This window comes from Kouleothrix sp. 19917 (assembly GCF_057073505.1).
On sequence record NZ_CP097099.1, the window covers coordinates 6323433 to 6348984 of the forward strand.

The following is a 25552-nucleotide window of genomic DNA, read 5'->3' on the forward strand; positions in this document are numbered from 1 at the left end:
AGCAGCAACACAAGCGAGGTGGACAATGGCGCAGATCTTAATTGTCGAAGACGCACCCGATAACCGCACGATCGCCGAGCTGATTTTGCTCGATGCCGGGCATACCGTCACGAGCGTGGGCGACGGTGCCAGCGCGCTCAACGTCGCCGCCAGCCTCCAGCCCGATGTTATTCTGATGGATCTTTCGCTGCCCCGGCTCGATGGCTGGGAAGCCACGCGCCGCCTGAAGCAAAACCCGGCCACCTGCACCATCCCGGTGATCGCCTTCACCGCCCACGCGCTCCCCAACGACCTCGACCGTGCGCGGGCGGCTGGCTGCGACGCAGTGATCGCCAAGCCCTTCGAGATCGATCATTTCCTGAAGCAGATCGACCAGGTGATTGTGCAGCCGCTGGAGCGCAGCCGCGGCAACGAGCGCGCCTAGCGCGCTTTCAGCGCCCGTTTTGGGCGCATCATGGCCTCGCGCAAAACGGTGTACAAAGCGAAACGCTCGTGATCGCGCCCGCCGGGCAGCGGCGCAAGCACCACTCCTCGCTACGATAGGGTTTTGCTTGTACTCTTTTTGCACCTACTTCGATCAACATTACCTGCCGCGCGGCCTGGCGCTCATCCACTCGCTTCAGCAGCATTGCACGCCGTTTCGCATGTGGGTGCTGTGCCTGGACGACGTATGCTACGCGACGCTCGCCCAGCTTGCCCTGCCCGAGCTGACGCTGATTTCGCTGGGCGAGCTTGAGCGCGCCTTGCCCGAGCTGTCCGCAGCGCGGCAGAACCGCTCGCTGGTCGAGTATTATTTCACCTGCACGCCCGCGCTGACATGGCATGTCCTTCAGCAAAACCCCGCGATCGACCTGCTGATGTATCTCGACGCCGACATGTATTTCTTCAGCGACCCGGCGCCGGTGGTGGCGGAAATGGCTCGCCACGCGGTCACGATCATTCCGCACCGCTACCCGGCCTACCTGGAAGGCATGAATATCTATGGGGTGTACAACGTTGGCCTGCTGGCGTTTCGGCGCGACGCGACCGGGCTGGCGTGCCTGCGGCAGTGGTACGAGCAGTGTGTGGAATGGTGCTACGACCGGCTCGAAGGCGAGCGCTACGCCGACCAGAAGTACCTTGAGCGCTGGCCCGAGCAGTTCGGCGATGTGCTGGTTCTGGCGCACAAAGGCGTGAACACCGCGCCCTGGAATATGATGAATTATCGCTTCAGTTTGCGCGGTGGGCGGGTGTTTGTTGGCGACGAGCCGCTGGTGTTGTTTCATTTTCATGGCTTCAAGCAGCCGCGCCCCTGGCTCTACGACACCCACACGGCGCGCTATGCGACCTACCCGCCGCGCATCGCCCGCACGCGTGTCTACCGTGTCTATATTGCTGCGCTGGCGGCCGCGCGCAGCACTGCGCAGATTGCGGCGGGCGTGCGCTACGCCGAGGCGCAGGCACCGCAGCGCACACCGCTGGCGCGGGCGCGGCGGCTGGCGCACTATGCGCTTGGCACGCTGCAGGGCCGCTACCTGATCGACGGGCGCGCTCTGCTGCTGAGCGGCGTGCTGCAGCATCTGTTCCAGCAGGCGCGCAGCCCGCTGGTGTATATCGAATGGCTGAACGGGCTTGCGCCGCTGGCACATCACGGTGGCTTCTGGTAGCGAATGAGCCGAGCGGAGTTGGAAACGTCCAACTCCGCTTTTTTTGTGCTCAGCGAAGCCCAAACAGGCAATCACCAACCTCTATTCACAACCTCCCACCCCCTGCGCTGCAAGCGCATTATCGTTTGCGCGCCAGGTACAGCACTGCAAGATATGATTTCGTGATCGTGCCGGCGTAGTGCTGGTCGATCAGTTCGGCAATAGCGCGAAATATCTCTGCGCGCGTAGTATCGTCGAGGCTGCGGTAGTTCGAGAAGGTGTTGTGCAGGCGCACAAATTCTTCCGCTGAGTAGCTGCGCGCCCACGGGTAGGTGCGGACAACGGTTGGCGCGAACAGGCCGGTTGCGTCGATCGTGGCGGCGCTGGCAGCAATTGTCGCGGTGAGGTCGGGCGGGATGCGCGGGTCGGGCCAGTCGGGCGTCAGGTTCTGTTCAATCGCGTGCAGGTCGGCGGCGAAGGCCGGGTCGAGCGGCAGGTGCTCGTGCGCGAAGATCGCCAGGCTGCCAGTAGGTTTCAGGGCTTCGGCTGCCTTGGGGTAGCCAATCTCGGGCGGAACCCAGTGGAACGCCGTGGCCGACATCACCAGATCGAACGCGCCCGCCTGCATGGGCCATTCCTCAAACGCGCCGTGGTGAAACGCGATGTGCGGGTATTCGGCGAATTTGCGCTGGGCAACCGCCAGCATCGCCGCCCCAATATCCAGGCACAGCATATGGTCGCCGCGCTCGGCAAAGGGCTGCGTGGCTTGCCCGGTGCCACAGCCGATTTCCAGAATGTGGGCCGGCGACGGCAGCGCGGCCAGCGCCACAATATCGTCGATCAGGGCGGGCGGGTAGCCGGGGCGCTCCGCATCGTACTCTTCAGCAACCTGGTCGAAGCTGGTGCGGAAATGGGTGGGGCGCGGGTCGGTGGGCATGTGCTTTCTCCACAAGGCTGGCGAATTCGCACAAGCACAATAGCATGGCGTGCCTGAATGGCGCGTCATTCTTTTTGGCGAATGTGCCGCGAGAGGAGCGACAGGATTATCTGCAAATTGAAATGAGGAACGACATCTATCCACAGATTGCGCAGATGACGCAGATTTCAGGTCTTATATCTGTGTCATCTGCGTAATCTGTGGATGGATTTTAGGACACGGAAATCATAAATTGCCGATTGCAATGGTATACTATCAGCTCACATAATGGCCCAAACCTCACCAGAAAGATAGCGCTATGCCCATCCCAATTCTCGACGACGTGGCCGCCGCGCGCGGCACGATTCTGCGCCGCATGCCGCTCGACGAAGTGGTGGTGCCGCCAGCCCTGCTCGACGGCATCGAGCGCATTTTTGGCGCGCGCCTCTCACCCGCCGAAGCCGTCGACCGGATCATTCGCGATGTGCGCGCGCGCGGCGACGAGGCCCTGCTCGACTGGAGTGCCCAGCTCGACAATGGCCGCCGCGATGCGCTTGAGGTGCCGCGCGCGCGCTGGCAGGCCGCCGCCGAGGCGCTCGATCCGCAGTTGCTCGACGCGCTGCGGCTTGCGGCTGCCGAAATCGAGCGCTTTCACCGGCGGCAGGCGCGCAACTCATGGGTCGATTTCAGCGTCGAAGGAGCACTGGGGCAGATCGTCGTGCCGTTGCAGCGCGTCGGGCTATATGCCCCGGGTGGCAGCGCGCCGCTCCCGTCGTCGCTGCTGATGGCGGCCATCCCTGCGCGGGTGGCTGGTGTCGATGAAATTGTCGTCTGTTCACCGCCGCAGCGCGCCACTGGCGAAATACACGATCTGGTGCTGGCGGCGGCGCATGTGGCGGGCGTTGATCGGGTATTTGCGCTTGGCGGCGCGCAGGCGATTGCTGGCATGGCCTATGGCACCGCGAGCGTGCCGCAGGTCGACAAGATCGCCGGCCCGGGCAACCTGTTTGTGGTGCTGGCGAAGCGCGCCGTCTATGGCGTGGTGGGGATCGAGGCGCTGCCCGGCCCGACCGAAACGCTGGTGATTGCCGACGCAAGCGCCGACCCGCGCCTGGCCGCGGCCGACCTGCTGGCGCAGGCCGAGCACGATCTGGTCGCTTCGGCGATCATGCTCACGCCCAGCCGCGCCGTAGCCGAAGCCACGCAGGCCGAGGTTGCGCGCCAGCTCGAAGCGCTGGAGCGCGCCGAGGTCGCGGCGCAGTCGATTGAGGGGCGCGGCGGCATTGTGGTGGTGCCCGACCTCGACGCAGCGTTTGCGCTGGCGAACGAATACGCGCCCGAGCATCTCTGCCTGCTGGTGGCCGAACCGTGGCAGCACGTGGGCAAGGTGCGCAACGCTGGCGGCATTTTCCTGGGCGAGCGCTCGTTTGAAGTGCTGGGCGACTACGTGGCCGGCCCGTCGCACATCATGCCCACGGGGGGCACTGCGCGCTACGCCTCGCCCGTCAACGTCGACGATTTTCGCAAAGTCATCTCGCTGGTGGGGCTGAACGAAGCCGCGCTCCAGCGAATCGGGCCGGCGGCTGCGCGGCTGGCCGATGCCGAAGGGCTGACGGCCCACGCGGCAGCGGTGCGCGCCCGCCTCGGCGAGCCATAATCAATCTGGTATAATACGGCGCAATCCCATTGCTATGCGCCTGTTAAGGAGGCAGCTCATGTCGTCTTTTCTCGTCAATTTCATCAACATTCTGTTTAATGTGCTGACGTTGGCGATCTTTGGCCGGGTGCTGGCGTCGTGGGTCGATCCGTTTGCGAACAACCGGATCACCCAGATTTTGCGCGACATCACCGAGCCAATCCTCGCGCCGATCCGCAGCCTGATGCCGAACACGATGATGTTCGACTTCTCGCCAATCATTGCGACGCTGCTGCTGCAAGCACTTGGGAAGCTGCTTCTGGGCGCGCTGGTGCGCTAGCTGATTTGGATCGCCGCAGAGAGCATAGCCGCCGTGTGATGGCCAACCCATCCCGGCGCGCTATGCTCTCTGTGGCATAGACGGAAAAGGGTTCTCATGGAAGGTGACATCCCCGCGCAGCCCCAAGCCGCGCAGCGCGAGGCAGCGCAAGGTTCCAGCCGTTTCCTGCTCCTGGTTGTGTTCCTCGCCGGCATCGGCACCCTCGGCATCGAAATGATCGCCTCGCGCCTGCTGGCCCCCTACTTCGGCACCTCGCAGCCAATCTGGGCGGTGGTGATCGGCCTGACGCTGATCTACCTCACCATTGGCTACCGCCTCGGCGGCTCGCTTGCCGACCGCCGGCCCGACGAAAAGACGCTCTACAAAATTATTACCTGGGCTGGCTTTATTACCGGCTTCATCCCGCTGCTGGCCGACCCGATCCTGCGCTTTTCGCAGGGCACGATTGCGCGCGTGGCGGTGGGGAGCTTTCTGGGCGCGCTGTTTGGCGTGCTGATCCTGTTTGCCGCGCCAGTGATCCTGATGGCAATGGTCAGCCCGTTTGCCATTCGCCTGCAGCTCAGGAAAGTCGAAAATGGCATCGCCTCGGCCGGGCGCACCGCTGGCTCGCTGTCGGCACTTTCCACCGTCGGCTCGATCGTCGGCACCTTTCTGACCGTGCTCTACCTGATCCCCGAGATCGGCACGGCGCGCACCACCTACCTGATCGCGGTTTTCCTGATTGTGGTGGGCCTTGTTGGCCTGCGCGACTGGCGCTACCTCGTGATGCTGCTGGTGGTGGTTGGGCTGTTCTTCTTTACCACCACCACGCGCGGCAATATCAAAAGCGCCGACTGTGGCGGCTGCACGCTGATCGACGAGCAGGAATCGGCCTATAACTACATTCAGATTGCCACCAGCGAGAGCCAATCGTATGGCCCGCAGGTGAATTTGATTTTGAACGAAGGCCAGGCCATCCACTCGATCTACCACCCGCGCTACGAGCAAACCAACAACCCGCTCGATCTGCTGACGGGCGGCGGGCCGTGGGATTACTTCACGGTCGCGCCGTATTTCTTCCCCGACCGCGATCCCTCCACTGTAAAGAGTTTTGCCATGCTTGGCTCGGCCACTGGCACGGTGCCGAAGCAGTTTCTGGCCGTCTATGGCGCCGACGCGAAAATCGACGCGGTGGAGATCGACCCGGCGATTATTGCAATGGGGCGCAAGCATTTCCAGCTTCGCGACGCCAGCGACGACCCCACCCACCCGAACTACAAAACCCACCCCGACGATGCGCGCTTCTGGCTTGCCACCCAGGGCGGCAGCTACGATGTGATTGGCATGGATGCCTACCACCAGCCCTATATTCCTTTTCACCTCGCCACCGTCGAGTTTTTTCAGCTGGTGAAAGACCACCTGACGCCCGATGGCGTGGCGGTGGTGAATGCGGGCAAAGGCCCCGACGGCGACGACCGCCTGGGCGTGGCGCTGGCCGGCACGATGCGGCAGGTCTTCCCGCAGGTCTTTGTGATCGACACTGCTGGCTTTGGCAACCAGATCCTGGTGGGCGTGAACCGGCCGGTGGGCGATGGCGCGCTGAACTTCAAGCAGAACTACGACCGCATGCAGGTGCCGGTGCTCCATACCGTGATGGACTGGGCGCTGCGCCTGGGTGCTGCGCCGGTGCACGAGTTTCTGCCGACTGATGCGCGCTATGCCGCCTTCACCGACGACAAAGCCCCGGTCGAGCAGTTGATCGACTCGCTGATTTTCGCGCAGATCAAATAGGGTTGTCAGGTTACAGGTTTATAGGTTGCAGGTTGCGCGTGTGCTGCCCGCTGCCAGCTGCCGACTGGTCACTGTCACCCTTTCACCCCGTCGTCTGCTCATTCGCTGCCCGCTGCCAACTGCCGACTGCTGACTGCCCACTGCTATGATCCTATCTGCCTTTGCCGAGGTGCTGCTGCCGGTCACACTGGTGATCGCGCTTGGCTATGCGCTGGCGCGCACGTTCCCGCTGGATGGCCGCACGCTCAACCGCATGAGCATGTACCTGCTCAACCCCTGCCTGGTGTTTGTGACGCTGCTGCGCACCGACATTGCTGGCGGCACGCTTGCGCTGCTGTCGCTCCAGATGCTGCTGGTGATGCTCGCCACCACGCTGTGCGCCATGCTGGCTGCTGGCTTCTTCCAGCTAAGCGGGCCGCGCCGCAGCGGCATGCTGCTCACCAGCACCTTTATGAACTCGGGCAACTACGGCCTCTCGGTTACGCGCTATGCCTTTGGCGACACTGGCTTTCAGTATGGCGTGATTGGCTACCTCACACAGACGATCCTTTCGCAGACCTTTGCGGTCTACCTGGCCTCGGCGGGCAGCCAGGGCCGCCGTGCCGCGCTGGGGCAGGTGTTTCGTGTGCCGCTGATCTATGCGCTGCTGCTGGCGCTGGGCCTGCGCGCGTTTGGCCTCCCGCTCGACGACTCGAATGGCGTGGTGGCGGCGAGCATCTATCGCGGGCTGCGCCAGCTGGCCGACGCCGCGCTGCCGCTGATGCTGCTGAACCTCGGCACGCAGCTCGCCAAGCGCCAGCCGCTCACCCTCGGCGCGCCACTGGCGGCAGCAACGTTTATTCGCCTGCTGCTGCCAATTCCGCTGGCCTATGGATTTGGCCTGCTGCTCGGCTTGCAGGGCCTGCCATTGTATGTTGGCACTATGCAGGCCGCCATGCCCACCGCCGTGAATATGGTGGTAATCGCGATTGAGTTCGACGCCTGGCCGGAATTTGTGAGCAGCGGCGTGGTCGTTACAACCTTGGGCAGCCTGATAACCCTTTCCGCGCTGCTGGTGCTGTTCCGCTAATCTCCCGCATACTGGTGGCAAGAAACCTGCTTATGCTGCTTCGAGGAGAGTTTGGCAGCGAGCCACCGGTATAGAGGAGAGACTTGATGACAACTTCGCGAATGGCTAGAATCATTGGCGCGTGCGGCCTGGCGCTGGCGTTGCTGGTGTTTGGCGGCGGGTCGGCGTTCGCCCAGAGCAGTGGCGCGCAGAGCTTTACGCTCCAGCCCAATGGCACTGCGACCATTACCTTTGAAGGATACTGCACGAACTTCGGGCTGAAATTCCCCACGTCAGTTCAGGCACCAAACGCCGTCGCGCCTGACAATATTCGCGGCGCGCTGGCATACATTCAGACGAACAATCTTTCGGCCAGCGCCGACAAGGCGCTTGAGGCGCAGTACGCTATTTGGCAGCTCAGCGGTGCCACCGACAGCCCGGCCGGCGGCGCGGATGCCAAAGCTGTGGTCGATGCTGCCAGCAGCGCGCCAGCCAACCCGCAGGGCACCTCGGTGATCGAGGCGGCCAAGGCTGGCCAGGTGACGCTAACGGTCGCTTCGTGGCAGCCGATTGGCGACAAAGTCGCGATTGGCGCAGCCAGCGATAACTTCTACGGCCGTGGCACGCTGACGGTGAAAAATGTCTCGAACGAGGCACTAACACTGTACCTGCCGCTGGGCGCGCTGTTCCCGCCCGCCACCGCTGGCGACCAGACCATGGCAGCCTACAGCACAAACACCGACGTGAGCAACCCGCAGCCGGCCAGCCAGGGCACTGGCAGCCAGCCGGGCCGCCTGCCACAGACGGCAGAAGGCGCGGCCGACCCTAGCTGGCTGTTCCTGGTGGGTGGCATTGCGCTGCTGGGCGCGGGCCTGGTGCTGCGCCGCCAGTTTGTGCGCAACAGTTAATTTTCCCGCGTGGCCCACAGGTAGGGCCATGACGAACGACAAACGGCCCTTGCACACCAGCAAGGGCCGTTTGTCGCTTGCTGCAATCTAGGCGGCGGCTGCGCTATAATATCGGGTGTGGACAAACCAAAACAATGGATGGAATGCGATGACCAAAGTACGTAACAATGATCGCACGCTGCCGCGCGGGGTGTATGCGCTGGCCTCGCTGCTGTTTCTGGCGGGCGGGGCGCTGCTGCTCGCCGCGCTCGTTCTGCCACTGCTGGGCACAGCCAGCGTGCCGTGGTTTATCTACCTGCTGTATGGCGGCTATTTTCTGGCGATTGGCTATGGCCTGTGGGGCGGCAAGCGCTGGGCCTTCTTCGCCACACTGCTGATGTGCGCGGTGCTGGGCTTCTACCAGTTTCAGAACGCGCTGGTGCTGGGGCGCAACGCCTTGTTCCAGGTGATTGTGCTGGTGGCGATTGCGGTGTATATGCTTCAGCCGACGGTGCGGGCCGCGTTTCTGCGCCCGGTGCAGCCGGCTGAGTAGGCACAAACCGGCTTATCAGGCTTGCTCGCGCCCGCGCTCGCGCCGAAACTCAATCGCCGCGAGCAGGTGGCTGGGGCTTACGGGCTTGGTAATATAATCGTCGGCGCCCGCCTGGAGGCAGCGCTCGCGATCGCCCGGCAGCGCCAGCGCGGTGAGCGCAATAATGGGAATATCGCGCAGCTGCTCGTCGGCGCGAATAGCCCGAATCGCTTCGAGTCCGTCCATCCCCGGCATCTGAATATCCATCACAATGATTGCTGGCCTGGCCGCGCGCGCGCTTGTAATAGCGGCCTGCCCATCATAGGCAGCCAGCACATCGTAGCCGTGGCCGCACAGGTAGTCTTGCAGCAGATCGCTGGTCGATCTGGTATCGTCGGCCAGCAGAATGCGTGGCAGCTGGGGCGAATTTGCGCCAGCGAGGCGCAGTTCATGCGGCGCGGCAGGCACTCCCTCGCTATGCTCGCCGGTCGGCGCAAGCTCGCGCCAGGGCAAAGTGACATTGAAGCGGCTGCCAACGCCAATGGTGCTTTTAACGCTCACATGGCCGTCGTGTATTTCGGCCAAGCGCTTCACCAGCGACAAGCCCAGGCCAGTGCCCGCGTAGCGGCGGTTCAGCGCGCTGTCGAGCTGCACAAAGGGCTGAAACAGGTGCGCAATCTGCTCTTCGCTGATACCGATTCCACTATCCCACACGCTAAACGTCATCGTCTGCTCTGCGATATTCGCCACCACGTCGAGCCCAACGCTGCCATGCTCGGGCGTGAATTTCACCGCGTTCGAAAGCAGGTTGACGAGTATTTGCTTCAAGCGCTGCGGATCGGCTGCAATGATCTGCGCTTCGGGCGCAATCGTGTCAGAAAGGGTGATGTGCTTTTTCAGTGCCAGCTCGGCCACAAAGCGCATGCTCTGGTGGCATACCAGTTCAACCGCGACATTCTCGATATGCAGTTCAAGCTTATCGGCTTCGATTTTGGAAAGATCGAGAATGTCGTTGATTAGCGTGAGCAGGTGCTGGCCGCTTTCTTCGATCTGGTGAACCGACGTGGTTTGTTTGTGGTTGAGCGGGCCAAAAATTTCTTCGAGCAGCAACTCAGAACGGCCAAGGATGGCGTTGAGCGGCGTGCGCAATTCGTGGCTCATTGTTGCGAGAAACGCGCTTTTAGCCTGGTTTGCGCGCTCGGCTTCCGCGCGCGACTGCATTGCGGCAAGCAGCAAACGCCCGTTCTCGATCGCCAGCCCGGCGCGGTCGGCCAGATCTTGCAGAAATCGCTGGTCGGCTTCGGTGTAGGCTGTGCCATGCCGGCCGCGCGAGACAAGGATTGCGCCGATGACCTGGCTTTGGGCACGCAGTGGCGCGATGAGTAAGGTGCCAATGTCAAGGCGCTCAAAAGCTGGCTGCTGTTCCGGCTGCATCCAGCGGTCGCGCTCGCTGGCGTCGACCACGGGAACCAGCAGCGACTGCCCATTTGCGATGACCTGCCCAACAATGCCTTCATGCGCCGGCGTTGGCAGGGCCGGGCGCAATTCGGCCAGCAGGGCATGCTGCGCAGGGTCGGTATGCGCGATTGCGGCAGTGTACCGCCACATGCCATCGGCCGAAAGCAGGGTAACCACACACGCGCCGCCAAAGAGCTGCGCAACGCGCTGAGCAATGGCCGCAAACAAGGGCTGCATGTCATGGCGCGTTTCGGCCAGCGCCTGCGAGAAGGATGCCAGCGCAATTGCGTGATCGGCCTGCTCCTGAAGCTGGCGGCTCAGCTCCGCGCGCTCGGCAACCTCGGCCGCCAGGGCAGTGTTCGCCTGGCGCAGGCGCGTTGTCAGGCGGGCGCGGGCGTAGGTAAATGCCACCTGGCCCGCAATCATCGTGAGCAAGTCGATATCTTCCGCGCTGAAGTCGGGTTCGTCGGGCGTGTTAATTGCTGTCAGTGTGCCAAAAACCTCGTCGAGGTAGATCAGCGGGATCACCACAATCGAGCCGGCCATTGTTTCGCTGCGGCGATGCTGGGTAAGCAGGCTTTCGCGCGGGTCGGGGATATTTTTGGGCGAGATCGCCGGTCGCCGCTCGCGCACGGCCCAGCCCGTCAGGCCGGACATTATTTCTTTGTAGCTTATGGCAGTGCTGATGAACGCCTTGCCCGGCCCGCCATAGACGAAGTGTTCGATCGCGCCCGCCTGCCAATCGAAGCACAGCAGCACCACCCGGTCGACGTGAATCGCTGTGCTAATATGCTCGACGGTGCGCTGCAAGCCGGCCGCAAGGTCATCGGATGCAATTGCATCATTCGTAATTTCGTAGAGTGCTTGCATGCGCTTGAGCATGAAGCTCAGCGCGGCAGTGCGCTCATTCACGCGCCGCTCCAGGTCGGCATTCAGTCGCCGCACCTCCGCTTCCGCGCGCACCCAGTCGGTCATGTCGCGAATGGTTGCCATACAGGCTGGCCAGCCATCCCAGGTAATATCGACGATGCGCATTTCGCCAACGCACTGCTCGCCTTTGCGAATAATGTCGATCTGAACGGTCTTTTCGTTTTCCACCGAAAAGCCCAGGCGCTCGCCAACAAAATCTTCGCGGCTGCGCCCAAACAAATGAAGCGCAGCCGGGTTTACAAAGCGCACCGCGCCTTCGTTATCGACAACCAGTGTCGCGTCGGGCGAAAGGTTCACCAGGCGCTGAATATCGCGCTGTTCGCGCTGTGTGCGGTTGCGCTCAATGGTGGTGAGCAGGCCGACATGCAGCGAACGCTCAAGATCAGCCGAGTACACTACATCCTGCGCGCCTTTGCGCAGCCATTCGCTGCGCAGCCCGGCGTGTTTATCGTCGGCAACAATAATGTATACCGTATTTTCGCGCACTTCCCGAAGCTGCTGGAGCGCTGCGTTGTTTGCTTCTGCCACGCGCATGTGGATCAGCACGGCGTCGAACAGCTCAGCTTCGAGCATTGTTGTGGCCTGATGCACACTCTTGGCATAGACAATCTCAAATACCGTATCTGGAAGCGCTGCGCAATACCGCGCTACAAGATCGGCACCTTCGAGATGTTCTTCAAGCAGCAGCAGCCGATATGGTTGGCCAGCAGCCATTATATCCTCTGTAATGCCCAGTTCGGGTACATGCTCTTTATTTGTCCATCTGAACCCTTTGGCTACGCTCAGGGTACGCACTGCGAGCGTAGAGTGAAGAATGCCTTGCTCGCATACGCGAGCAGAAGTACTCGTTCGTGTGCGCTATAACGCAGCAGCACACACTTTTTACTTTGTGCGCCGCTCCCGTGCGTACCAGCCCAAAACATCTTTTAACCGGCACTAGCTCTGCCTCCGCCATCCTGATGCGAACCAAACATGCCGCCGAGGCGCTGGCGCTCTTCGGCATACGAGTAGACTGGCGTGCCGCTCAGGATGCCGTGAATGCCGCGGAACGGCTCGCGGATGTGCATCCCCTGGTTGTCGATCACATACTCGCGGATGTCTTTTTCGTGCCACGTCCCCCGCATCTTCAGCACCGTCAGCCCCCGCCGCATCTCCCCGTGCAGCTCCACATACCGCAGCAGGATGATCGTGTCCGTGATCGTCGAGATGTGCGTTTCCGTGATCGTCTCCCCGCCCATCAGCATCGACGTCGTGTTCGTGAACAGGCCCGTGATCTCCTGCTGCTTGATGAAGCTTGTCAGCCCGATCACAAACTCCCGAAACGACTTCGGCGTCGACACCCGCTCGAACGCCGACATGCTGTCCACCGCCACCCGCTTCGGCTCGAACGTCTTGATGTCGCGCTTCAGGTGCAGCAGGTGGTCTTCCAGCCCCATGATCTCCGGGTAGCGGCAGATGATCTTCAGCAGCCCGTCGCGCTCGGCCTTCTCGAAATCCACCCCCCACGACGCCGCGTTGCGCGTCAGTTGCTCGCGGCTTTCTTCCGCCCCGAACAGGATCGCCCGCTCGCCCGCCTCGATCGCCGCCTTGATATACTGCGTCACCATCAGCGTTTTGCCCGTGCCGGTTGCGCCGCTGGTCAGGATGATCGAGTCGCGGTACATCCCGCCGCCGCACATCGTGTCGAGTTCGCGCACGCCCGACGACACGCGGATCTGCGACGAGCGCTGCTTCAGCTCGATCGCCGACAGCGGGATGATCATCACGCCGTCCTCGGCGTCGATCGTGAAGGGGTATTCGCCCTTCTGGTGCGTCGAGCCGCGGAACTTGAGGATTTCGATCGTGCGGCGGCGCTTTTCCTGGTCGATGCGATTGCGCAGCAGGATGACATTGTCGGCCACGAACTCTTCCACGCCAAAGCGGCCAATGCCGGCTTCCTCGCCGGTGCGCTCCATGGTGATCAGGGTGGTGACACCGAGCATGCGCAGACCGGCGTGGATGCGGTGCAACTCGCGTCGGACAACGTTGGCATCGGTGAACTGCGGAAACAAGGCACCGACGGCATCAAGAATGACGCGCTTGGCGCCGACCTGGCGAATGGCGTTTTCGATGCGGGCGAGCAGGGCAGAAAGGTCGTAGGCACCGGCTTCGATGGTGACCTCGCCGGGCTCGGGGGTGGCGTCGACGACGGCGATCTTGTGGTCGCGAACCATGGCCTGCAGATCCCAGCCGAAAGAAACGACGTTGCGCATGAGGTCGTCAGGAGTTTCTTCAAAGGTGACGAAGACGCCGTTTTCGCCAAAGTCGGAGACGCCAGAAACGAGGAACTGGAGGGCAAAGACGGTTTTGCCGCTGCCAGCCGTGCCCGAGATCAGCGTGCTGCGGTTTTCGGGCAAGCCGCCATTGGTAATCTGCTCGAACCCGGCTATACCCGTCGGGAGTTTTGGAAGCAATTGCTGTGCAGTGATCATATTGTTGTTTTCTCCACTTGTGATGCGGCGGGCGTTGGGTGTGCTGGCAGGAAATCGAGCCCAATCAGTACCTTTTCGCGGCTACTCAGATCGCCAATGATTTTGCGCACTGGCACCGGCAGCTTCTTCACCAGCGTTGGAGTCGCTATGATTTTTTCGTTTTCGGCAAGCTGTGGGTGTTCAAGAATATCGATCACTTCGACCTCGTACATTTCACGCAAATCGCGCTCGCAGATCTGGCGCAGGTTCTCGATCGCGCGGCGCGAGTGCGAGGTGTAGCCACTCACAAAGAGGCGAAGTCGGTATTTCATAGGAGTACTCCTTTATAGAAAACGGCGCCGCTGCCCGATGCGGTAGTAATCGACCAGCAGCCCCATCATCTCAAGCGCAAGTAACCGCCCTTCAACGGCTAAGGCATGGCCGCGCTCGGCGTTCTGCTTTACAACACTCGCATCGAGCGCAGCAACGTGAACATCCATCAGGTCACGCGGGCTGCCCCCCAGGTCGCCCAGGCGCGTAATCAGCAGTTCCATCTGATCGCGCGGCTTTTCTTTCTGGTGTACCAGGTATTCCATGTACACCGGCAGCAATGATCCGTAATCGCAAACGATCTGGCCAAATTCGCCACTGTGGCGCTCGCGCACCGCGCCGTTCAGAATGAGCCTGGCGGTGGTTTGCGTGCTTGCGCTTGCCGACGAAAGCTGGCGCATGCGCTCAAGCGTTTGCTGCAGCTCGCGGATCTGGGCTTCGCGCTGGCGCGTGATCGCGTAGCCAATCGCGCGGCGCAGCGTTTGCAGCCGCGTTTCTTCTTTTGCCAAATAATCCTGCGCGCCGGCATTGATACACGCCAGGCCAAGCTGTTCGTCATTGTGCGGGGTGAAAACAAGAATGGGAAGCTCTGGCGCCGAGGCGTGGATGTGTGCTACAGTTTCGGGCAGGCTGGCAGGCTTTTTCCACAGATCGAGCACAACGACTGAGAAGTGTTGAGTTTGAATCTCGGCAAGTGCGTCATCGACGCTGGTTGTTTTGAACAGATTGTACTGATAAGAGCCTAGCTGGCTGAGCATGGTTTCAACCAGCTTGTCTTGCGCAGATTGCTCTTCAACCAGCAAAATGGTGCGCAGCGCGGTTTCCACGTTTTAAACCTCCCACTTGCCCCGCCGCATGCTGGCGAAGTGGCCGCTTGTATATGATCTGATGCAGCGTGTGGTTAAGCCCTGTTCCTGGCAGCATGAAACCGATGGCAGCAGGCGCAGCAAGCCAGCATTCAAATCGTATGAGCCCTGGGTTATGCGTATCCTGGCATTCGATGGAGCACACCCTTCATTTCTGTAGCATAAGAATAGATGGAGAATGGTCTCCCGTATATCCATAAATTCATTGATTTTTGCGCATGAGAATCTACAGGAAAACCCTACGAAGAAATACATACGTGGTTTGGTAAAAGGGGTAAGCAGCAGGCTTGGGGAAACAACAAGGTGTGCCGCAGAGCAGTGCGCAGGAAGATGAAAGGGGCGTGGGCGCGCCAGCTAGACATCCTGCGGGATGGCTTGCATTGGGCCCATGCGGTCGTAGCGAATGTCGGACTGCACGTCTTCCAGCACGCGCCATGTGCCGGGCGTGCGCGGCAGGCACAGCACCGATACGCGCCCCTGGCTGGCGAGCCGTTGGGCTTCCGCGCCGTCGGCCAGCCAGATGCTGCCCATGTAGGTGCGGCGCGGCGCAACCGGGATGGCGCAATCGAGCAGCGCGCCTTCGAGCGCGCCGGAAGGGCTGCGGTGGGGCCGCAGGCGCAGCACATGCGCGCGGATGATCAGGCCGTTTGTTAGCAGCGCCAGGTCGTCGCGCACGCTCCGCCAGATGCGCCGCGCCGCCAGCCCGATCTGCGCCAGGATGATGATGCCGGGAATGGCGCGCAGCCAGGGGCTGGCATGCAGAAAATACAGCGCGAACAGGGCGAGCACGCACGCAATCGTCAGTGGCGGGAAGAAGGTGCGCAGCGGGCGGTCGAGCAGGTAGTCGGAGCAGAGGTTCATCAGCAGGCCGGGCGGCGTTGGGCGCGGCGGTGCCTGTTCAAGGTAGGCTGTATCAACATGTTCGGTTACACGCTGCATAGAATTTCTCACGCCGAGCCGCTGCCACAAACCTACGACATATTGTAGCGAGGTTGGCGAGGATGAGCAAGCCAAGAGCGTGGTGCGGAATCAATGTGGAGGTCGCACTAGTGCAGTATCAAAAAAGCGATGCGGAAATCAGAGAAGAGTTTGCATTGCAATCACTAAACCCTATTCCCCACCCCCTAAACCCTGCGCTAAAAGCGCACTAGCGGCTGATGAACAGGTAGACCAGCAGGGTGAGCAGCTGGAGCACGACGGGGATAAGCGCGCCGGCGATCAGCTGGCCGCCGCGCCAGCCAAACAATTCTTCCGACATGGCGGCTGCCAGCAGGAACGACCAGACAATTGCGCCAAGCCAGAGCAGCACCGGCAGGATCGGCACGCCCAGCAGCACCAGCACCAGCGCGCCCACCTGCGGCAGCAAGCGCGGCAGCTGGCTGGTGGGGTAGAGGTAGAGCGCGCGGTTGCCTTCTTCGCCGCCGCCGCTCATTTCGTCCAGCGTGGTCAGCCCAATGCCCACAATCGGCCACTCGACCAGGCCCAGCACCACCAGCACAATCGCGCTGACCACGAGCGGCACGCTTGGCAGGATGCCCTGCGCAATCGCGCGATCAAAGAGCAGCAGGAGCGCGGGCGGCAGCGCCAGCATCACCGCCGTGCCGGCCAGGCCAAGCAGGCGGCGCGTATCGGCCTTGGTGGTCGTTTCGTCTTCGCGCGCCTCGGCCACCAGCTTGTCGATGGTGGCGCTGGAGCGGAAGCTTAGCAGCAGCATATTCGAGCGCGCTTCGCTTTGCAGAATGGGCTGCGAAGCCTGCGCGGTGCCTTCGGCGTGGCGCGTCACTTCCAGCAGCACGCGCTGCAACACCTGCTCGAAATTCGCCAGCGCCGACGTGACCAGCACACCGGGCGTCAAGCTGCCCTCGTAGATCAGGCTGCTCAGCCGTTTGGCGGCGGGCAAGCCGCGCCGCGCCTGAATGAGCACGATCCGGCTTTCTTCCGAAAACTCGGTGACCTTGATCGAGCTGATCGCCGCCCACGGCACCACCAGCCAGCGCCCGAAATGGCGCACTGCCAGGCCCTCGGAGCGCGCTTCCAGCGCGGGCAGCAGGTTCCACACCGCCGCGATCACCCAGAGCATAATCAGCAGCAGCACATGTGCGGCCACCAGTAGCCACCAGTTCGCCGGCAACTGGTAGAGCGTCAGCCGGTCGAAGACGGGCATGGTTTGCAGTGCCGGGAATGTAAGCGCCAGGAAGGTGAGCCAGTAGGCAGCGTAGCGCAGCAGCAGGGCCAGCGCGAGCAAGCGCCCAACCCAGCTAAACAGCATCTGGATGCGGCGCGGGTAGGTGCCGCCAATTGGCGCGGAGCCGGCCAGATTCGGCACGGGCGTGGCGACGGGCTGGCCGGCGTCTTCGGTTTTGCTGCGCCGGCTGAAAAACGATGCCGGGCTCAGCACCAGCCGAAACAGCGGCGACGAGGCTTCTTCCTGCAAGCGCGCCGGCTTGATGTTATCGAGCACGCGGGCCACGCGGTCGGTTTCGGCCAGCAGCGTTTTGATCAAGCCCTGGAAGTCGCTGATTGCCGAGCCGATCAGGAAGCTGCGCCGGAAGCCAAAGCGGTAGAACATGCTGTAGAAGCGGTGCCAGCCGGTAAGCTGCTGCGGGTCGGTTTCGGCCAGCAGCACAAAGCGCTCGGCGGCCACGTCTTCGGTGACCTTGATGGCGCGCACGGTTTCCCAGGGGATGGGCAGCCAGCTCCCGCCAAACTCCACCAGAATGCCGCGCGCGCTGGTGCGAACGGTTGGCAGGCTATTGCGCAGCAGCAGGCCCAGCAGCAAGGCCAGCAGCAGCCAGCCCAGCGCGGGCAGCAGCTGCGACAGGCCGACAATAAAGGCCAGCAGGCCCAGTGCCTCTTCGCGGCGCGGGAAAGGCGTGCCGTTGCCAATTGCCAGCACAATTTCGGGCAGGTAGGGCACGCGCCCCAGCAGCGAGGTGTCGATGCCAAAGGTTGACCACACAAGCAGCAGCAGGGCGCGCCCAAGCTGGAGCAGCGCAATGGCAATCGCCAGGGCGCTCAGCACCTCGAACATCCAGACGATCCAGCGCGGGTAGCGATGCACCTGCTCGGCAACCATACCTTAGTCCTCCCACAGATTTGGCCGCGCGCCCGGGCCAACGTTCAGCTCCTGAATGCGCAATTCGGCCGCATCGAGCAGGCGCTGGCAGGCCGCCGCAACGGCCACACCTTCTTCGTACAGCGCCAGCGCTTCTTCCAGCGGCAGCTCGCCGGCCTCAAGCCGGCCAACGATCACCTGCATGCGCGCATACAGCGCCTCGTAGTTCATATCGGCAGTGTTTGTCATGGTTTCCACCTGATCTGCTGCGCGTTTGGGCCGAATTGCGATGCGCTCACTGTACGCAGCCGCCCGGCGCGCCGCAATAACCCAAAGGTCACGGTTTTGTGGTTTGGGCAGCGATCTCGCCGCCTTTGACGGTGATGGTGAGCGCTTCGCCGGGAGCGAGCTGTGCGGGGTCGGTGACGATTGCGCCATCGGCGCGGCGCACCACCGCATAGCCGCGCCCAAGCGTCGCCAGCGGGTTGAGCGCGGCAAGCTGCGCGCTGGTTCCGGCCAGTTGGGCGCGGTGCAGCGCTACGCTGTGCGCCAGGCGCGTGGCCGCGCGGCGTGCCAGCTCGTCGAGCAGTTGCCGGTCGCGCTGCAGGCGGCTGGCGGGCGAATACTGCGCCAAACGCCGTTCCACCCGGTCGAGATCGCTGGCGGCGTCGTCCAGTCGGCGGCGAAGCAATTCGGCGGCGCGGATGTGCAGCAATTCCATTGCGCCGGCCAGCTCGGCAATGTCGGGCGCGGCCAGCTCGGCGGCGGCCGAAGGCGTTGGGGCGCGCACATCCGCCACATAGTCGATGATTGTGGTGTCGGTTTCGTGCCCCACGCCGCTGATCACCGGCACCGGGCTGGCGAACACCGCGCGCGCCACCACTTCTTCGTTGAAGGTCCACAAATCTTCGGCCGAGCCGCCGCCGCGCGCCACAATGATCAGGTCAAGATCCTGCTCATAGAGCGCGTAAAGTGCCTCCACCACGGTGTCGGCCGCGCCGTCGCCCTGCACCTGGCAGGGGGCCAGCACCACCTCGGCCAGCGGGTAGCGCCGCCGCAGGATGTTCAGCATGTCTTGCAGGGCCGCACCAGTGGGCGAGGTTGCTAGGCCAATCCGGCGTGGCAGCTCGGGCAGCGGGCGCTTGCGCGTTTCGTCGAACAGGCCCTCGGCGGCCAGCCGCGCCTTCAGCTCTTCGAAGCGCGCATACAGCAAGCCAACGCCCGCCGGTCGGATCATGTCGACATAAAGCTGGATCTGGCCGCTGGATTCGTAGAAGGCCACCCGCCCGTGCGCCAGCACCGCGTCGCCATTCCCGGGCATGGTGCCAATCCGCGCCACCGACGAGCGCCAGCTCACCGCGCGAATCTGCGCTTCGCCTTCTTTCAGCGTAAAGTAGCAGTGGCCCGAAGAGGCGCGCGAGAAGTTCGAAACCTCGCCTTCGATCCAGATATCGCGCACAATCGGGTCGGCGTCGAGCAGCTCGCGCAGGTAGGTGTTGAGTTGAGAAACCGAGAGAATTTGCAGCATAGCTTTGAGTTTTGAGGATTGCGATTTGAGTGATTGCCACGCGCTCAGCACTCAAATCGCAGCCTTCAAAACCTAGAGTGGCTCGATGATCATCAGCGGCTGGCCATACTCGACCGGCTGGCCGTTTTTCACCAGGATGCGCGCAACCCGGCCACCAATTTCGGCCTCGATCTCGTTCATCATCTTCATGGCCTCGACAATGCCCACCCGGTCGCCGGGCTGGATCACGTCGCCTTCCTGCACATATGCCGTGTCTTTGGGCGACGGCGCGGTGTAGAAGGTGCCCACCATCGGCGCGGTGATCGGCTCGCCCGCCGGCACGCTATTTTCGGCCGGGCTGGTCGCGCGCGCCGCTTCATCGCTCGGGGCGGGCACGCTGGCCTGCTGGAAGGGCGGCGCAAGCGGCGGCAGCGGCGATTGCAGGTGCTGCGGCAGAGCAGCTGCCAGCGACGGCGTCACCAGAAACGGCGTGGTGTTCTGCGCGGGAGTTTGGCCGCGCCGAATATGCAGCTTCGAGCCGCCGCGCTCGATCTTGATCTCGGTGATGTCGGTTTCGGTGATGAGCTGCAGCACCTCGCGCAGCGCACTCAGGCCAAAATCATCAACAAATTCGCGCTGCTCGTCTGCATCATGCTTCATGAATGCGATGCTCCCATTTTGCTAGGACGTGTTGCGCTAGCCTATGCAACACAGCAGAGTTTACGCCCGCTCGATATAGGTGCCGGTGCGCGTATCGATGCGCAATTCGTCGTCGGCGTTTACAAACAGCGGCACCATCACGCGCAGCCCGGTTTCCATGATTGCCGGCTTCACCGCGCCCGAGGCGGTGTCGCCCTTGTAGCCCGGCTCGGTCTGCTCGACGCGCAGAATGACGTTGGGCGGCAGCACAATATCGAGCACTTCGCCCTCATAGGTCATCAGGTCGACCTGCTCGTTTTCCTTCAGGTAGCTCGCCGCGTCGCCAACAATGTCGAGCCCAACGGCCGGCTGGTCGTAGGTCTCGGTATTCATAAAGTAAAAGTTGTCTTCTTCGCGATACAGGTACTGCACCACCTGCTTTTCGAGCTGCGCGACCGGGAATTTTTCGCCGGCCTGAATGGTGGTGTTGACGGTGGCTCCCGTGCGCACATTGCGCAGCGTCAGGCGCACATAGGCGCTGCCACGGCCCTGCTTGACATGCTGAAAATCGACGATCCGCATCAGGTTGTTGTCGTAGATGATCGTCAGGTTTTTTTTAAGTTCGCCGGTCGAAATCATGCTGCTGGAGGCTCCTTGCGCAATTGCGTGGGCAATCGCCGTTGATGGTATGGTCGGCGCTGCACCTGGCAGTGGGCCGCGCTTCATGCGCCTGAGTGCATTGCAATGCCGCGGCCGTGTGTGAAACGTCAAGCGCGCATTATACCATAGCTTGCGAATTACGAACAAATGTGCTATACTTGGCACACTTCCCCGGCGCTTGCGCGCTTGTTCGCTCGACGCTATACTGACCGTGTTTTATGTCCATCACAAGGATGCTCGCATGCCAACGCCAACCTCGAATGCGCGCTCCCGGTCGTCGGGCGGCAGCACGGCGAGCGGCTCGCGCAAGCAGGCCGAAACGCACGATCTGCTGAACTACCGCCTGCTCGAGCGAATCGGCCAGGAAGAGCTTGCCACGGTCTATCGCGGCGCGCACCAGACGCTCGACCGCCCGGTTGAGATTCATATTTTGCGCCGCACCGACTGGATCTCGTCGAGCCGCTTTCAGCTGGCGGGCAAGCTGGCCGCGCGCCTGAGCCACCCAAACATCCTGCCGGTGGTCGATGCCGGGCACGACGAGCGCTATGGCGCGTATATGGTCACGCCGCGCCTGGAAACGCGCTCCTTGCACGAGGCGCTCAAGGCTGGCCCGCTCGACGCGCTGACGGCCCTGAAAGTTTTTACCCAGATCGGCGCCGCGCTCGACTTCCTGCACGGCCAGGGCATTGTGCATCGCGACGTTCAGCCGGCCAACATTCTGCTCACGCCGCAGGGCAATGCCTTCCTCACAAACTTCAGCCTGGCCGCCGCGCCCGACACACCCGACCTGTCGAGCATCGAAGAAGCCGACTACCTGACGCCCTACTCGGCCCCCGAGCAAAGCCTGGTGTCGGGCGAGCCAGCCGCCGCGCAGGATCTTTACAGCCTGGGCGCGGTGCTCTACCACATGCTGCTTGGCGAAGAACCGCCCCCGCCCGGCGGCGAGCCACGCTCGCTCAGCACGCGCGATGTGGCGCTGGCCGGCGGCGACCGGGTGATTCGCCGCTTGCTGGCGGCCCAGCCCGCCCAGCGCTATGCTGGCGCGGCCCAGGCGGCTGTGGCCCTGCGCCAGGCGCTGCGCCAGCAGATCGACGACACCACCGAGGATATGGAGGAGTCGCGCTGGGAGCCGGTGGCCGAGTGGCTGGAAAATCCGCTCGAAACCGTGGTGGGCAGCCTGCTCGATCACGATTTTGTGGCACGCAGCCGCGCCCGCGCCGACAACCTGCACCGCGCCGGGGTTATTCGCAAAGCCCTCGACCGCTGGAGCGCGGCTGGTTTTTTGCGCCGCCCGCTGCTTGGGCAGGTCATCCAGCCCACGCAGATCGTCAGCTACGACGTGTACCTTTACGAGCTGCGCGCCGACTACGAAACGCGCACGCCGCCGCAGACGCGCCAGGCCATCCCCGAAGAAGGCTCGATGACAGCCGCCACACGCGAGCCCGAGCTGTGGGATGTGCCGGTGCCCGAGCTGCCGCCCTTCTCCGACGCTGCGCCCACGCCAATCGCAATCCCCGGCTCGCAGCGCATGATCGCGTGCAGCGAGTGCGGCGGCGCGGCCAACGTCGTCTGCAAGAACTGTCGCGGCGAAGGCTACATCGAGCGCGTGCGCAAAGTGCGCGACACCGACGGCACCAACCGCAACGAGTCGCTCAAGGAGCAGTGCCCGATCTGCCACGGCTACGGCAAGCAGCCGTGCCCGCGCTGCGAAGGTGCCGGGCAGCTGCTGGAAGAAAAGTTCTTCACATGGTCGCGCCACGCCAAGCAATTCTTCAATGAAGACGACCTGACCGGCCTGCATAAGCTGACCATCCAGACGCAGGCGCAGCCCGTGTTCAGCGGGCGGATCGACCCGTATGAGGCGAAGTGGTACCAGATCGCGCCGCTGAAAGAGCTGCTCGAAACGGCGATCAATGGCGGCGGGCCGAACGCGCGCCTGCTCACCGCCGACCTCGACATCAAGGGCGTGCCCGTCACCGAGGTCGATTACACCTACAAGGAAAAACCGCACAGCCTGACGCTGATCGGCTTCACCGACGAGGTGCGCGGCGACGCGGCCCTGTTCGACCGCGAGCGCGCGATTTTGTATGGCGGGCTGGTGGTGCTGACGCTGCTGGCGGCGCTGCTGTTCTTCTTGCGCTTCTAGACGCCCCGCACAAAACATGCCGCAAAAAACCAGGAGGCCCCGCTCTAGGAGCGGGGCCTCCTGGCGAAGGAGGGTGAGAAGGAGTGCTGTTACTATACCTGAGCCTGCGGCCCAACGCTATCGCGCAAAGGTCCTACCGTGGCATAGGTACGGTACTAGTCTCCACCTATGACGTTTCGCAGGCATGCTATAATCGCCAGCAAAACGCGTGAAACGAAGTGCTGCGATGAAGACGATTGTGCTGGTTGGGGCCGCCGATACCGGGCGCGCACCCATCGCCGCCGGGCTGCTGCGCCGCCTGCTTGGCAAAGAAACGGCAGCGGTTGCGGTTGAATCGGCGGGCGTGCTGGGCCACGATGGCGACCCGGCCGAGCCCGAGGCGCGCGACACCATGGTGCACCTGGGGCTCGATATTAGCGAACACAGCGCCCGCTCGCTCGACGACGAGCTGGCCGAGCGCGCCGACCTGATGGTTGCGATCGATAGCGGCACCGCGCGCGTGATGCGCGGGCGCTACCCGGCCGCCTCGGCGCGCATCGCCACGCTGGGCGAGCTTGCCAACCGCAAGCGCGACGTCCCCGACCCGTTCCGCATGCAGATCGGCGCGTGGCTCACCTATGCACGCGAGCTGGACGACATGCTCCAGGCTGCGCTGCCCGCGATCCGCACGCGCCTGGGCGAGACAGCCACACCAGCCGGCGCCGCGCCAGCCGCGCCCATCAACATTGAGCGGAACGACGCTGCCGGGCGCGTTGCTCAGCTTTTGCAGCTTGCCGCGAACATGCCCGATGTAGTTGACTGGGCGGCAGCACGTGGCCGGCTCGAAAACGATCTCGCCGCCATTGCGGGCGCGCCAGCCGGGCCGGCCGATCTGGTGGCCGCCTATGTGGCGCTTCTGCGCGCTGCCTTCGCCATGCTTCCCACGCCCTCTGCTCGCCAGTTTGCCGCACTGCACGGTGCTGCCACGCGTCTGGCCGACCCAATCGATCAGGCCGCGCTGAACGAACTTTCTGGCCTGCTGCCAACTCTGCCCGCGCTGGCCTAGCCCGCCGCCTTTTGCACAGAAAACGCTATGAAAAAATCCCGCCCGCTATTTCTTGCCCACACCCTGTCCGGCTTCGAGGCAATCGCCAGCGACGAGATCGCGACGGTGCTGGAAGGCGCGCGAGTGCGCGGCACCCGCAGCGTGGCCGAAAAGAATAGCCTGGTGCTGTTCGATTATGCGGGCGACGCCGAGGACCTGCTGGCGCTGCGCACGGTCGAAGATGTGTTCGCCGTTGTCGCCACGCTCGATCACCCGCCGCCCACACGCGCCACATTGCAGCTCCTCGAAACGGCTGCCCTGCGCGCCACCAACATCGAGCCGGCCCTGGCGTTGCTGCGCCAGCTTGCGCCGGGGCGCGGCGGCAAGGGCAAGCTGCGCTTTCGGGTGATTGCGCGGCAGGTTGGCACGGCCCTGTACCGGCGCGTCGATGCGCAAATGGCATTGGAGCGCGGGCTTGCGCAGCGCGGCGACCACCGCTGGCAGGTGGTGGAAGATGGCGGCATCGAGTTCTGGCTGACACTGCTGCCCAGCGAGGCAATCGTGGCGCTGCGCCTGAGCGACGAGCGTATGCGCCAGCGCGAGTACAAGCTCGAACACATGCCCGGCTCGCTGCGCCCTTCGGCTGCGGCGGCGCTGGCCTGGCTCACCGGGCCTACGCCCGGCGATGTGTTTCTCGACCCGATGTGTGGCGCGGGCACCGTTCTGATCGAGCGCGCACACATGGGGCGCTACCGCCAGCTGCTGGGCGGCGATGCCAACCCCGACGCGGTGGACATGGCGCTGGGCAACATTGGGCCGCGCTACAAGCCGATTGAGGTGCAGCACTGGGATGCGCGCGCCCTGCCGCTCGACGCCGGCTCGGTCAACGCCGCAGCGGTGAACCTGCCCTTTGGCAAGCAGATCGGCAGCGTGGCCGAAAATCGCCAGCTCTACCCGGCCTTTCTGCGCGAAATGGTGCGCGTACTGCGCCCCGGCGCGCCGCTGGTGGCGCTCACTGGCGACCGGCGCACGCTGGAAGAATCACTGCGGCGCGCGAATATGCTCGCGCGCCGCAAGGTCTTTCCAGTGGAGGTGCTGGGCCAGCCAGCCAGCGTCTATGTGATCGAGCGGGGCAGCTAGGCTACTTCACGCGCTCAATGTAGTCGCCCGTGCGCGTGTCCACACGCACAACGTCGCCCTGGTTCACAAAGGCCGGCACCTGGATCACCGCGCCCGTCTCAAGCGTAACCGGCTTGGTGATGTTCGTGGCCGTGTCGCCGCGCACCGCCACCGAGGCCTCGGTCACTGCCAAATTCACGAAGAACGGCACCTCAACGCCCAGAATCTGATTGTCGTCGTAGAACAGAATGTCGGCCATCTCGCCGTCTTTCATGAACTTGGCCGGGTCGCCAATAGTGTCTTCGGTCAGTTCAATCTGCTCAAACGTCTCGTTATCCATGAAGTGGTAGGTGTCGCCGTCGCGATACAGAAACTGCATCGGGCGCTTGTCGACGCGCACAATCTCAATGTCCGAGCCGGCGCGCACGCGATCTTCGATCACCTTGCCCGTCTGGACGTTCTTCAGCTTCATAATCACCATAGCGCGCCAGTTGCCCGGGGCGTGGTGGTGAAATTCGACAACGCGGTGCAGCGTGCCGTTATAGCGAATAATAATATTCGTGCGAAGATCCGACGTCGTTGCCATAGGGTTCTCCTGTCCATAGAAAGCGCCG

At 63.1% G+C, this 25552-nt stretch carries 23 protein-coding genes; 11 read left to right on the forward strand and 12 right to left on the reverse strand.

Annotated features, from left to right (window positions below):
• Nucleotides 1-25 precede the first annotated feature (25 nt).
• Both M1P90_RS25580 and M1P90_RS25585 read left to right on the forward strand, forming a co-directional pair.
• Nucleotides 26-424 carry a response regulator gene (locus M1P90_RS25580; protein ID WP_483698398.1) on the forward strand — a complete coding sequence of 133 codons (399 nt, stop codon included), beginning with the start codon at nucleotides 26-28 and terminating at the stop codon, nucleotides 422-424.
• A gap of 127 nt (nucleotides 425-551) precedes the next feature.
• Nucleotides 552-1646 (forward strand): hypothetical protein, encoded by a 1095-nt coding sequence (locus M1P90_RS25585; protein WP_483698399.1) that lies wholly within the window; start codon nucleotides 552-554, stop codon nucleotides 1644-1646.
• Nucleotides 1647-1764: 118 nt separating this feature from the next.
• Here M1P90_RS25585 and M1P90_RS25590 read toward each other — a convergent pair whose 3' ends face one another.
• Nucleotides 1765-2562: a class I SAM-dependent methyltransferase gene (locus tag M1P90_RS25590; RefSeq protein ID WP_483698401.1), complete on the reverse strand. Its 798-nt coding sequence runs from the start codon at nucleotides 2560-2562 to the stop codon at nucleotides 1765-1767.
• A 298-nt stretch (nucleotides 2563-2860) separates the two neighbouring features.
• Here M1P90_RS25590 and hisD point away from each other — a divergent pair, with 298 nt between their 5' ends.
• The 6 genes from hisD (at nucleotide 2861) to M1P90_RS25620 (ending at nucleotide 8775) form a co-directional block, all read left to right on the forward strand.
• Nucleotides 2861-4198, forward strand: coding sequence for a histidinol dehydrogenase (hisD, locus tag M1P90_RS25595; RefSeq protein ID WP_483698402.1), 1338 nt, complete (start codon nucleotides 2861-2863; stop codon nucleotides 4196-4198).
• Between the two features lie 58 nt (nucleotides 4199-4256).
• Nucleotides 4257-4517 carry a YggT family protein gene (locus M1P90_RS25600; RefSeq protein WP_483698403.1) on the forward strand — a complete coding sequence of 87 codons (261 nt, stop codon included), beginning with the start codon at nucleotides 4257-4259 and terminating at the stop codon, nucleotides 4515-4517.
• A 96-nt stretch (nucleotides 4518-4613) separates the two neighbouring features.
• The gene (locus tag M1P90_RS25605; protein ID WP_483698404.1) at nucleotides 4614-6287 is read left to right on the forward strand and encodes a spermidine synthase; all 1674 of its coding nucleotides are present in this window, start codon (nucleotides 4614-4616) and stop codon (nucleotides 6285-6287) included.
• A gap of 145 nt (nucleotides 6288-6432) precedes the next feature.
• Complete coding sequence (locus tag M1P90_RS25610; protein WP_483698405.1) at nucleotides 6433-7356, forward strand: AEC family transporter; 924 nt, start codon at nucleotides 6433-6435, stop codon at nucleotides 7354-7356.
• 86 nt (nucleotides 7357-7442) lie between these two features.
• Nucleotides 7443-8243 (forward strand): hypothetical protein, encoded by an 801-nt coding sequence (locus M1P90_RS25615; RefSeq protein ID WP_483698407.1) that lies wholly within the window; start codon nucleotides 7443-7445, stop codon nucleotides 8241-8243.
• 148 nt (nucleotides 8244-8391) lie between these two features.
• A complete protein-coding gene (locus M1P90_RS25620; RefSeq protein WP_483698409.1) occupies nucleotides 8392-8775 on the forward strand; it encodes a hypothetical protein in 384 nt (127 codons plus the stop codon).
• Between the two features lie 15 nt (nucleotides 8776-8790).
• Here the strand turns inward: M1P90_RS25620 and M1P90_RS25625 are convergent, their stop codons facing one another.
• The 10 genes from M1P90_RS25625 to efp (M1P90_RS25670) all read right to left on the reverse strand — a co-directional run bounded on the left by M1P90_RS25625 (nucleotide 8791) and on the right by efp (M1P90_RS25670) (nucleotide 20628).
• The gene (locus M1P90_RS25625; RefSeq protein ID WP_483698410.1) at nucleotides 8791-11856 is read right to left on the reverse strand and encodes a GAF domain-containing protein; all 3066 of its coding nucleotides are present in this window, start codon (nucleotides 11854-11856) and stop codon (nucleotides 8791-8793) included.
• A 212-nt stretch (nucleotides 11857-12068) separates the two neighbouring features.
• On the reverse strand, nucleotides 12069-13613 hold the full coding sequence (gene kaiC / locus M1P90_RS25630; RefSeq protein ID WP_483698412.1) for a circadian clock protein KaiC: 1545 nt from the start codon (nucleotides 13611-13613) through the stop codon (nucleotides 12069-12071).
• Entirely contained in the window at nucleotides 13610-13924 is a 315-nt protein-coding gene (gene kaiB / locus M1P90_RS25635; RefSeq protein ID WP_483698413.1) for a circadian clock protein KaiB, read from the reverse strand. The genes kaiC and kaiB overlap by 4 nt, the downstream gene beginning before the upstream one ends.
• Before the next feature lie 12 nt (nucleotides 13925-13936).
• Complete coding sequence (locus M1P90_RS25640) at nucleotides 13937-14749, reverse strand: response regulator (protein ID WP_483698415.1); 813 nt, start codon at nucleotides 14747-14749, stop codon at nucleotides 13937-13939.
• 393 nt (nucleotides 14750-15142) lie between these two features.
• Complete coding sequence (locus tag M1P90_RS25645) at nucleotides 15143-15727, reverse strand: hypothetical protein (RefSeq protein ID WP_483698416.1); 585 nt, start codon at nucleotides 15725-15727, stop codon at nucleotides 15143-15145.
• Nucleotides 15728-15935: 208 nt separating this feature from the next.
• On the reverse strand, nucleotides 15936-17864 hold the full coding sequence (locus M1P90_RS25650; RefSeq protein WP_483698418.1) for a hypothetical protein: 1929 nt from the start codon (nucleotides 17862-17864) through the stop codon (nucleotides 15936-15938).
• Between the two features lie 3 nt (nucleotides 17865-17867).
• A complete protein-coding gene (xseB, locus tag M1P90_RS25655; protein ID WP_483698420.1) occupies nucleotides 17868-18092 on the reverse strand; it encodes an exodeoxyribonuclease VII small subunit in 225 nt (74 codons plus the stop codon).
• 88 nt (nucleotides 18093-18180) lie between these two features.
• On the reverse strand, nucleotides 18181-19371 hold the full coding sequence (gene xseA, locus M1P90_RS25660) for an exodeoxyribonuclease VII large subunit (protein ID WP_483698422.1): 1191 nt from the start codon (nucleotides 19369-19371) through the stop codon (nucleotides 18181-18183).
• Nucleotides 19372-19443: 72 nt separating this feature from the next.
• Nucleotides 19444-20010, reverse strand: coding sequence for an acetyl-CoA carboxylase biotin carboxyl carrier protein (gene accB, locus M1P90_RS25665; RefSeq protein ID WP_483698423.1), 567 nt, complete (start codon nucleotides 20008-20010; stop codon nucleotides 19444-19446).
• A gap of 60 nt (nucleotides 20011-20070) precedes the next feature.
• Entirely contained in the window at nucleotides 20071-20628 is a 558-nt protein-coding gene (efp, locus tag M1P90_RS25670; RefSeq protein WP_483698424.1) for an elongation factor P, read from the reverse strand.
• A 262-nt stretch (nucleotides 20629-20890) separates the two neighbouring features.
• On the opposite strand from efp (M1P90_RS25670), the gene M1P90_RS25675 reads away from it, so the two are divergent.
• The 3 genes from M1P90_RS25675 to M1P90_RS25685 all read left to right on the forward strand — a co-directional run bounded on the left by M1P90_RS25675 (nucleotide 20891) and on the right by M1P90_RS25685 (nucleotide 24959).
• On the forward strand, nucleotides 20891-22795 hold the full coding sequence (locus tag M1P90_RS25675; RefSeq protein WP_483698426.1) for a protein kinase domain-containing protein: 1905 nt from the start codon (nucleotides 20891-20893) through the stop codon (nucleotides 22793-22795).
• A 226-nt stretch (nucleotides 22796-23021) separates the two neighbouring features.
• Entirely contained in the window at nucleotides 23022-23840 is an 819-nt protein-coding gene (locus M1P90_RS25680; protein ID WP_483698428.1) for an arsenate reductase/protein-tyrosine-phosphatase family protein, read from the forward strand.
• A gap of 27 nt (nucleotides 23841-23867) precedes the next feature.
• The gene (locus M1P90_RS25685) at nucleotides 23868-24959 is read left to right on the forward strand and encodes a methyltransferase domain-containing protein (protein WP_483698429.1); all 1092 of its coding nucleotides are present in this window, start codon (nucleotides 23868-23870) and stop codon (nucleotides 24957-24959) included.
• A 1-nt stretch (nucleotide 24960) separates the two neighbouring features.
• On the opposite strand, the gene efp (M1P90_RS25690) is transcribed toward M1P90_RS25685, so the two are convergent.
• Entirely contained in the window at nucleotides 24961-25524 is a 564-nt protein-coding gene (gene efp / locus M1P90_RS25690; protein ID WP_483698431.1) for an elongation factor P, read from the reverse strand.
• Between the last annotated feature and the right edge of the window lie 28 nt (nucleotides 25525-25552).

Coding starts and splice junctions, on each gene's coding strand:
- M1P90_RS25580 (WP_483698398.1), top strand. CDS start 26: ATGGCGCAGATCTTAATTGTCGAAGACGCACCCGATAACCGCACGATC.
- M1P90_RS25590 (WP_483698401.1), bottom strand. CDS start 2,562: ATGCCCACCGACCCGCGCCCCACCCATTTCCGCACCAGCTTCGACCAG.
- hisD (WP_483698402.1), top strand. CDS start 2,861: ATGCCCATCCCAATTCTCGACGACGTGGCCGCCGCGCGCGGCACGATT.
- M1P90_RS25600 (WP_483698403.1), top strand. CDS start 4,257: ATGTCGTCTTTTCTCGTCAATTTCATCAACATTCTGTTTAATGTGCTG.
- M1P90_RS25605 (WP_483698404.1), top strand. CDS start 4,614: ATGGAAGGTGACATCCCCGCGCAGCCCCAAGCCGCGCAGCGCGAGGCA.
- M1P90_RS25610 (WP_483698405.1), top strand. CDS start 6,433: ATGATCCTATCTGCCTTTGCCGAGGTGCTGCTGCCGGTCACACTGGTG.
- M1P90_RS25615 (WP_483698407.1), top strand. CDS start 7,443: ATGACAACTTCGCGAATGGCTAGAATCATTGGCGCGTGCGGCCTGGCG.
- M1P90_RS25620 (WP_483698409.1), top strand. CDS start 8,392: ATGACCAAAGTACGTAACAATGATCGCACGCTGCCGCGCGGGGTGTAT.
- M1P90_RS25625 (WP_483698410.1), bottom strand. CDS start 11,856: ATGGCTGCTGGCCAACCATATCGGCTGCTGCTGCTTGAAGAACATCTC.
- kaiC (WP_483698412.1), bottom strand. CDS start 13,613: ATGATCACTGCACAGCAATTGCTTCCAAAACTCCCGACGGGTATAGCC.
- kaiB (WP_483698413.1), bottom strand. CDS start 13,924: ATGAAATACCGACTTCGCCTCTTTGTGAGTGGCTACACCTCGCACTCG.
- M1P90_RS25645 (WP_483698416.1), bottom strand. CDS start 15,727: ATGCAGCGTGTAACCGAACATGTTGATACAGCCTACCTTGAACAGGCA.
- M1P90_RS25650 (WP_483698418.1), bottom strand. CDS start 17,864: ATGGTTGCCGAGCAGGTGCATCGCTACCCGCGCTGGATCGTCTGGATG.
- xseB (WP_483698420.1), bottom strand. CDS start 18,092: ATGACAAACACTGCCGATATGAACTACGAGGCGCTGTATGCGCGCATG.
- xseA (WP_483698422.1), bottom strand. CDS start 19,371: ATGCTGCAAATTCTCTCGGTTTCTCAACTCAACACCTACCTGCGCGAG.
- accB (WP_483698423.1), bottom strand. CDS start 20,010: ATGAAGCATGATGCAGACGAGCAGCGCGAATTTGTTGATGATTTTGGC.
- efp (WP_483698424.1), bottom strand. CDS start 20,628: ATGATTTCGACCGGCGAACTTAAAAAAAACCTGACGATCATCTACGAC.
- M1P90_RS25675 (WP_483698426.1), top strand. CDS start 20,891: ATGCCAACGCCAACCTCGAATGCGCGCTCCCGGTCGTCGGGCGGCAGC.
- M1P90_RS25680 (WP_483698428.1), top strand. CDS start 23,022: ATGAAGACGATTGTGCTGGTTGGGGCCGCCGATACCGGGCGCGCACCC.
- M1P90_RS25685 (WP_483698429.1), top strand. CDS start 23,868: ATGAAAAAATCCCGCCCGCTATTTCTTGCCCACACCCTGTCCGGCTTC.
- efp (WP_483698431.1), bottom strand. CDS start 25,524: ATGGCAACGACGTCGGATCTTCGCACGAATATTATTATTCGCTATAAC.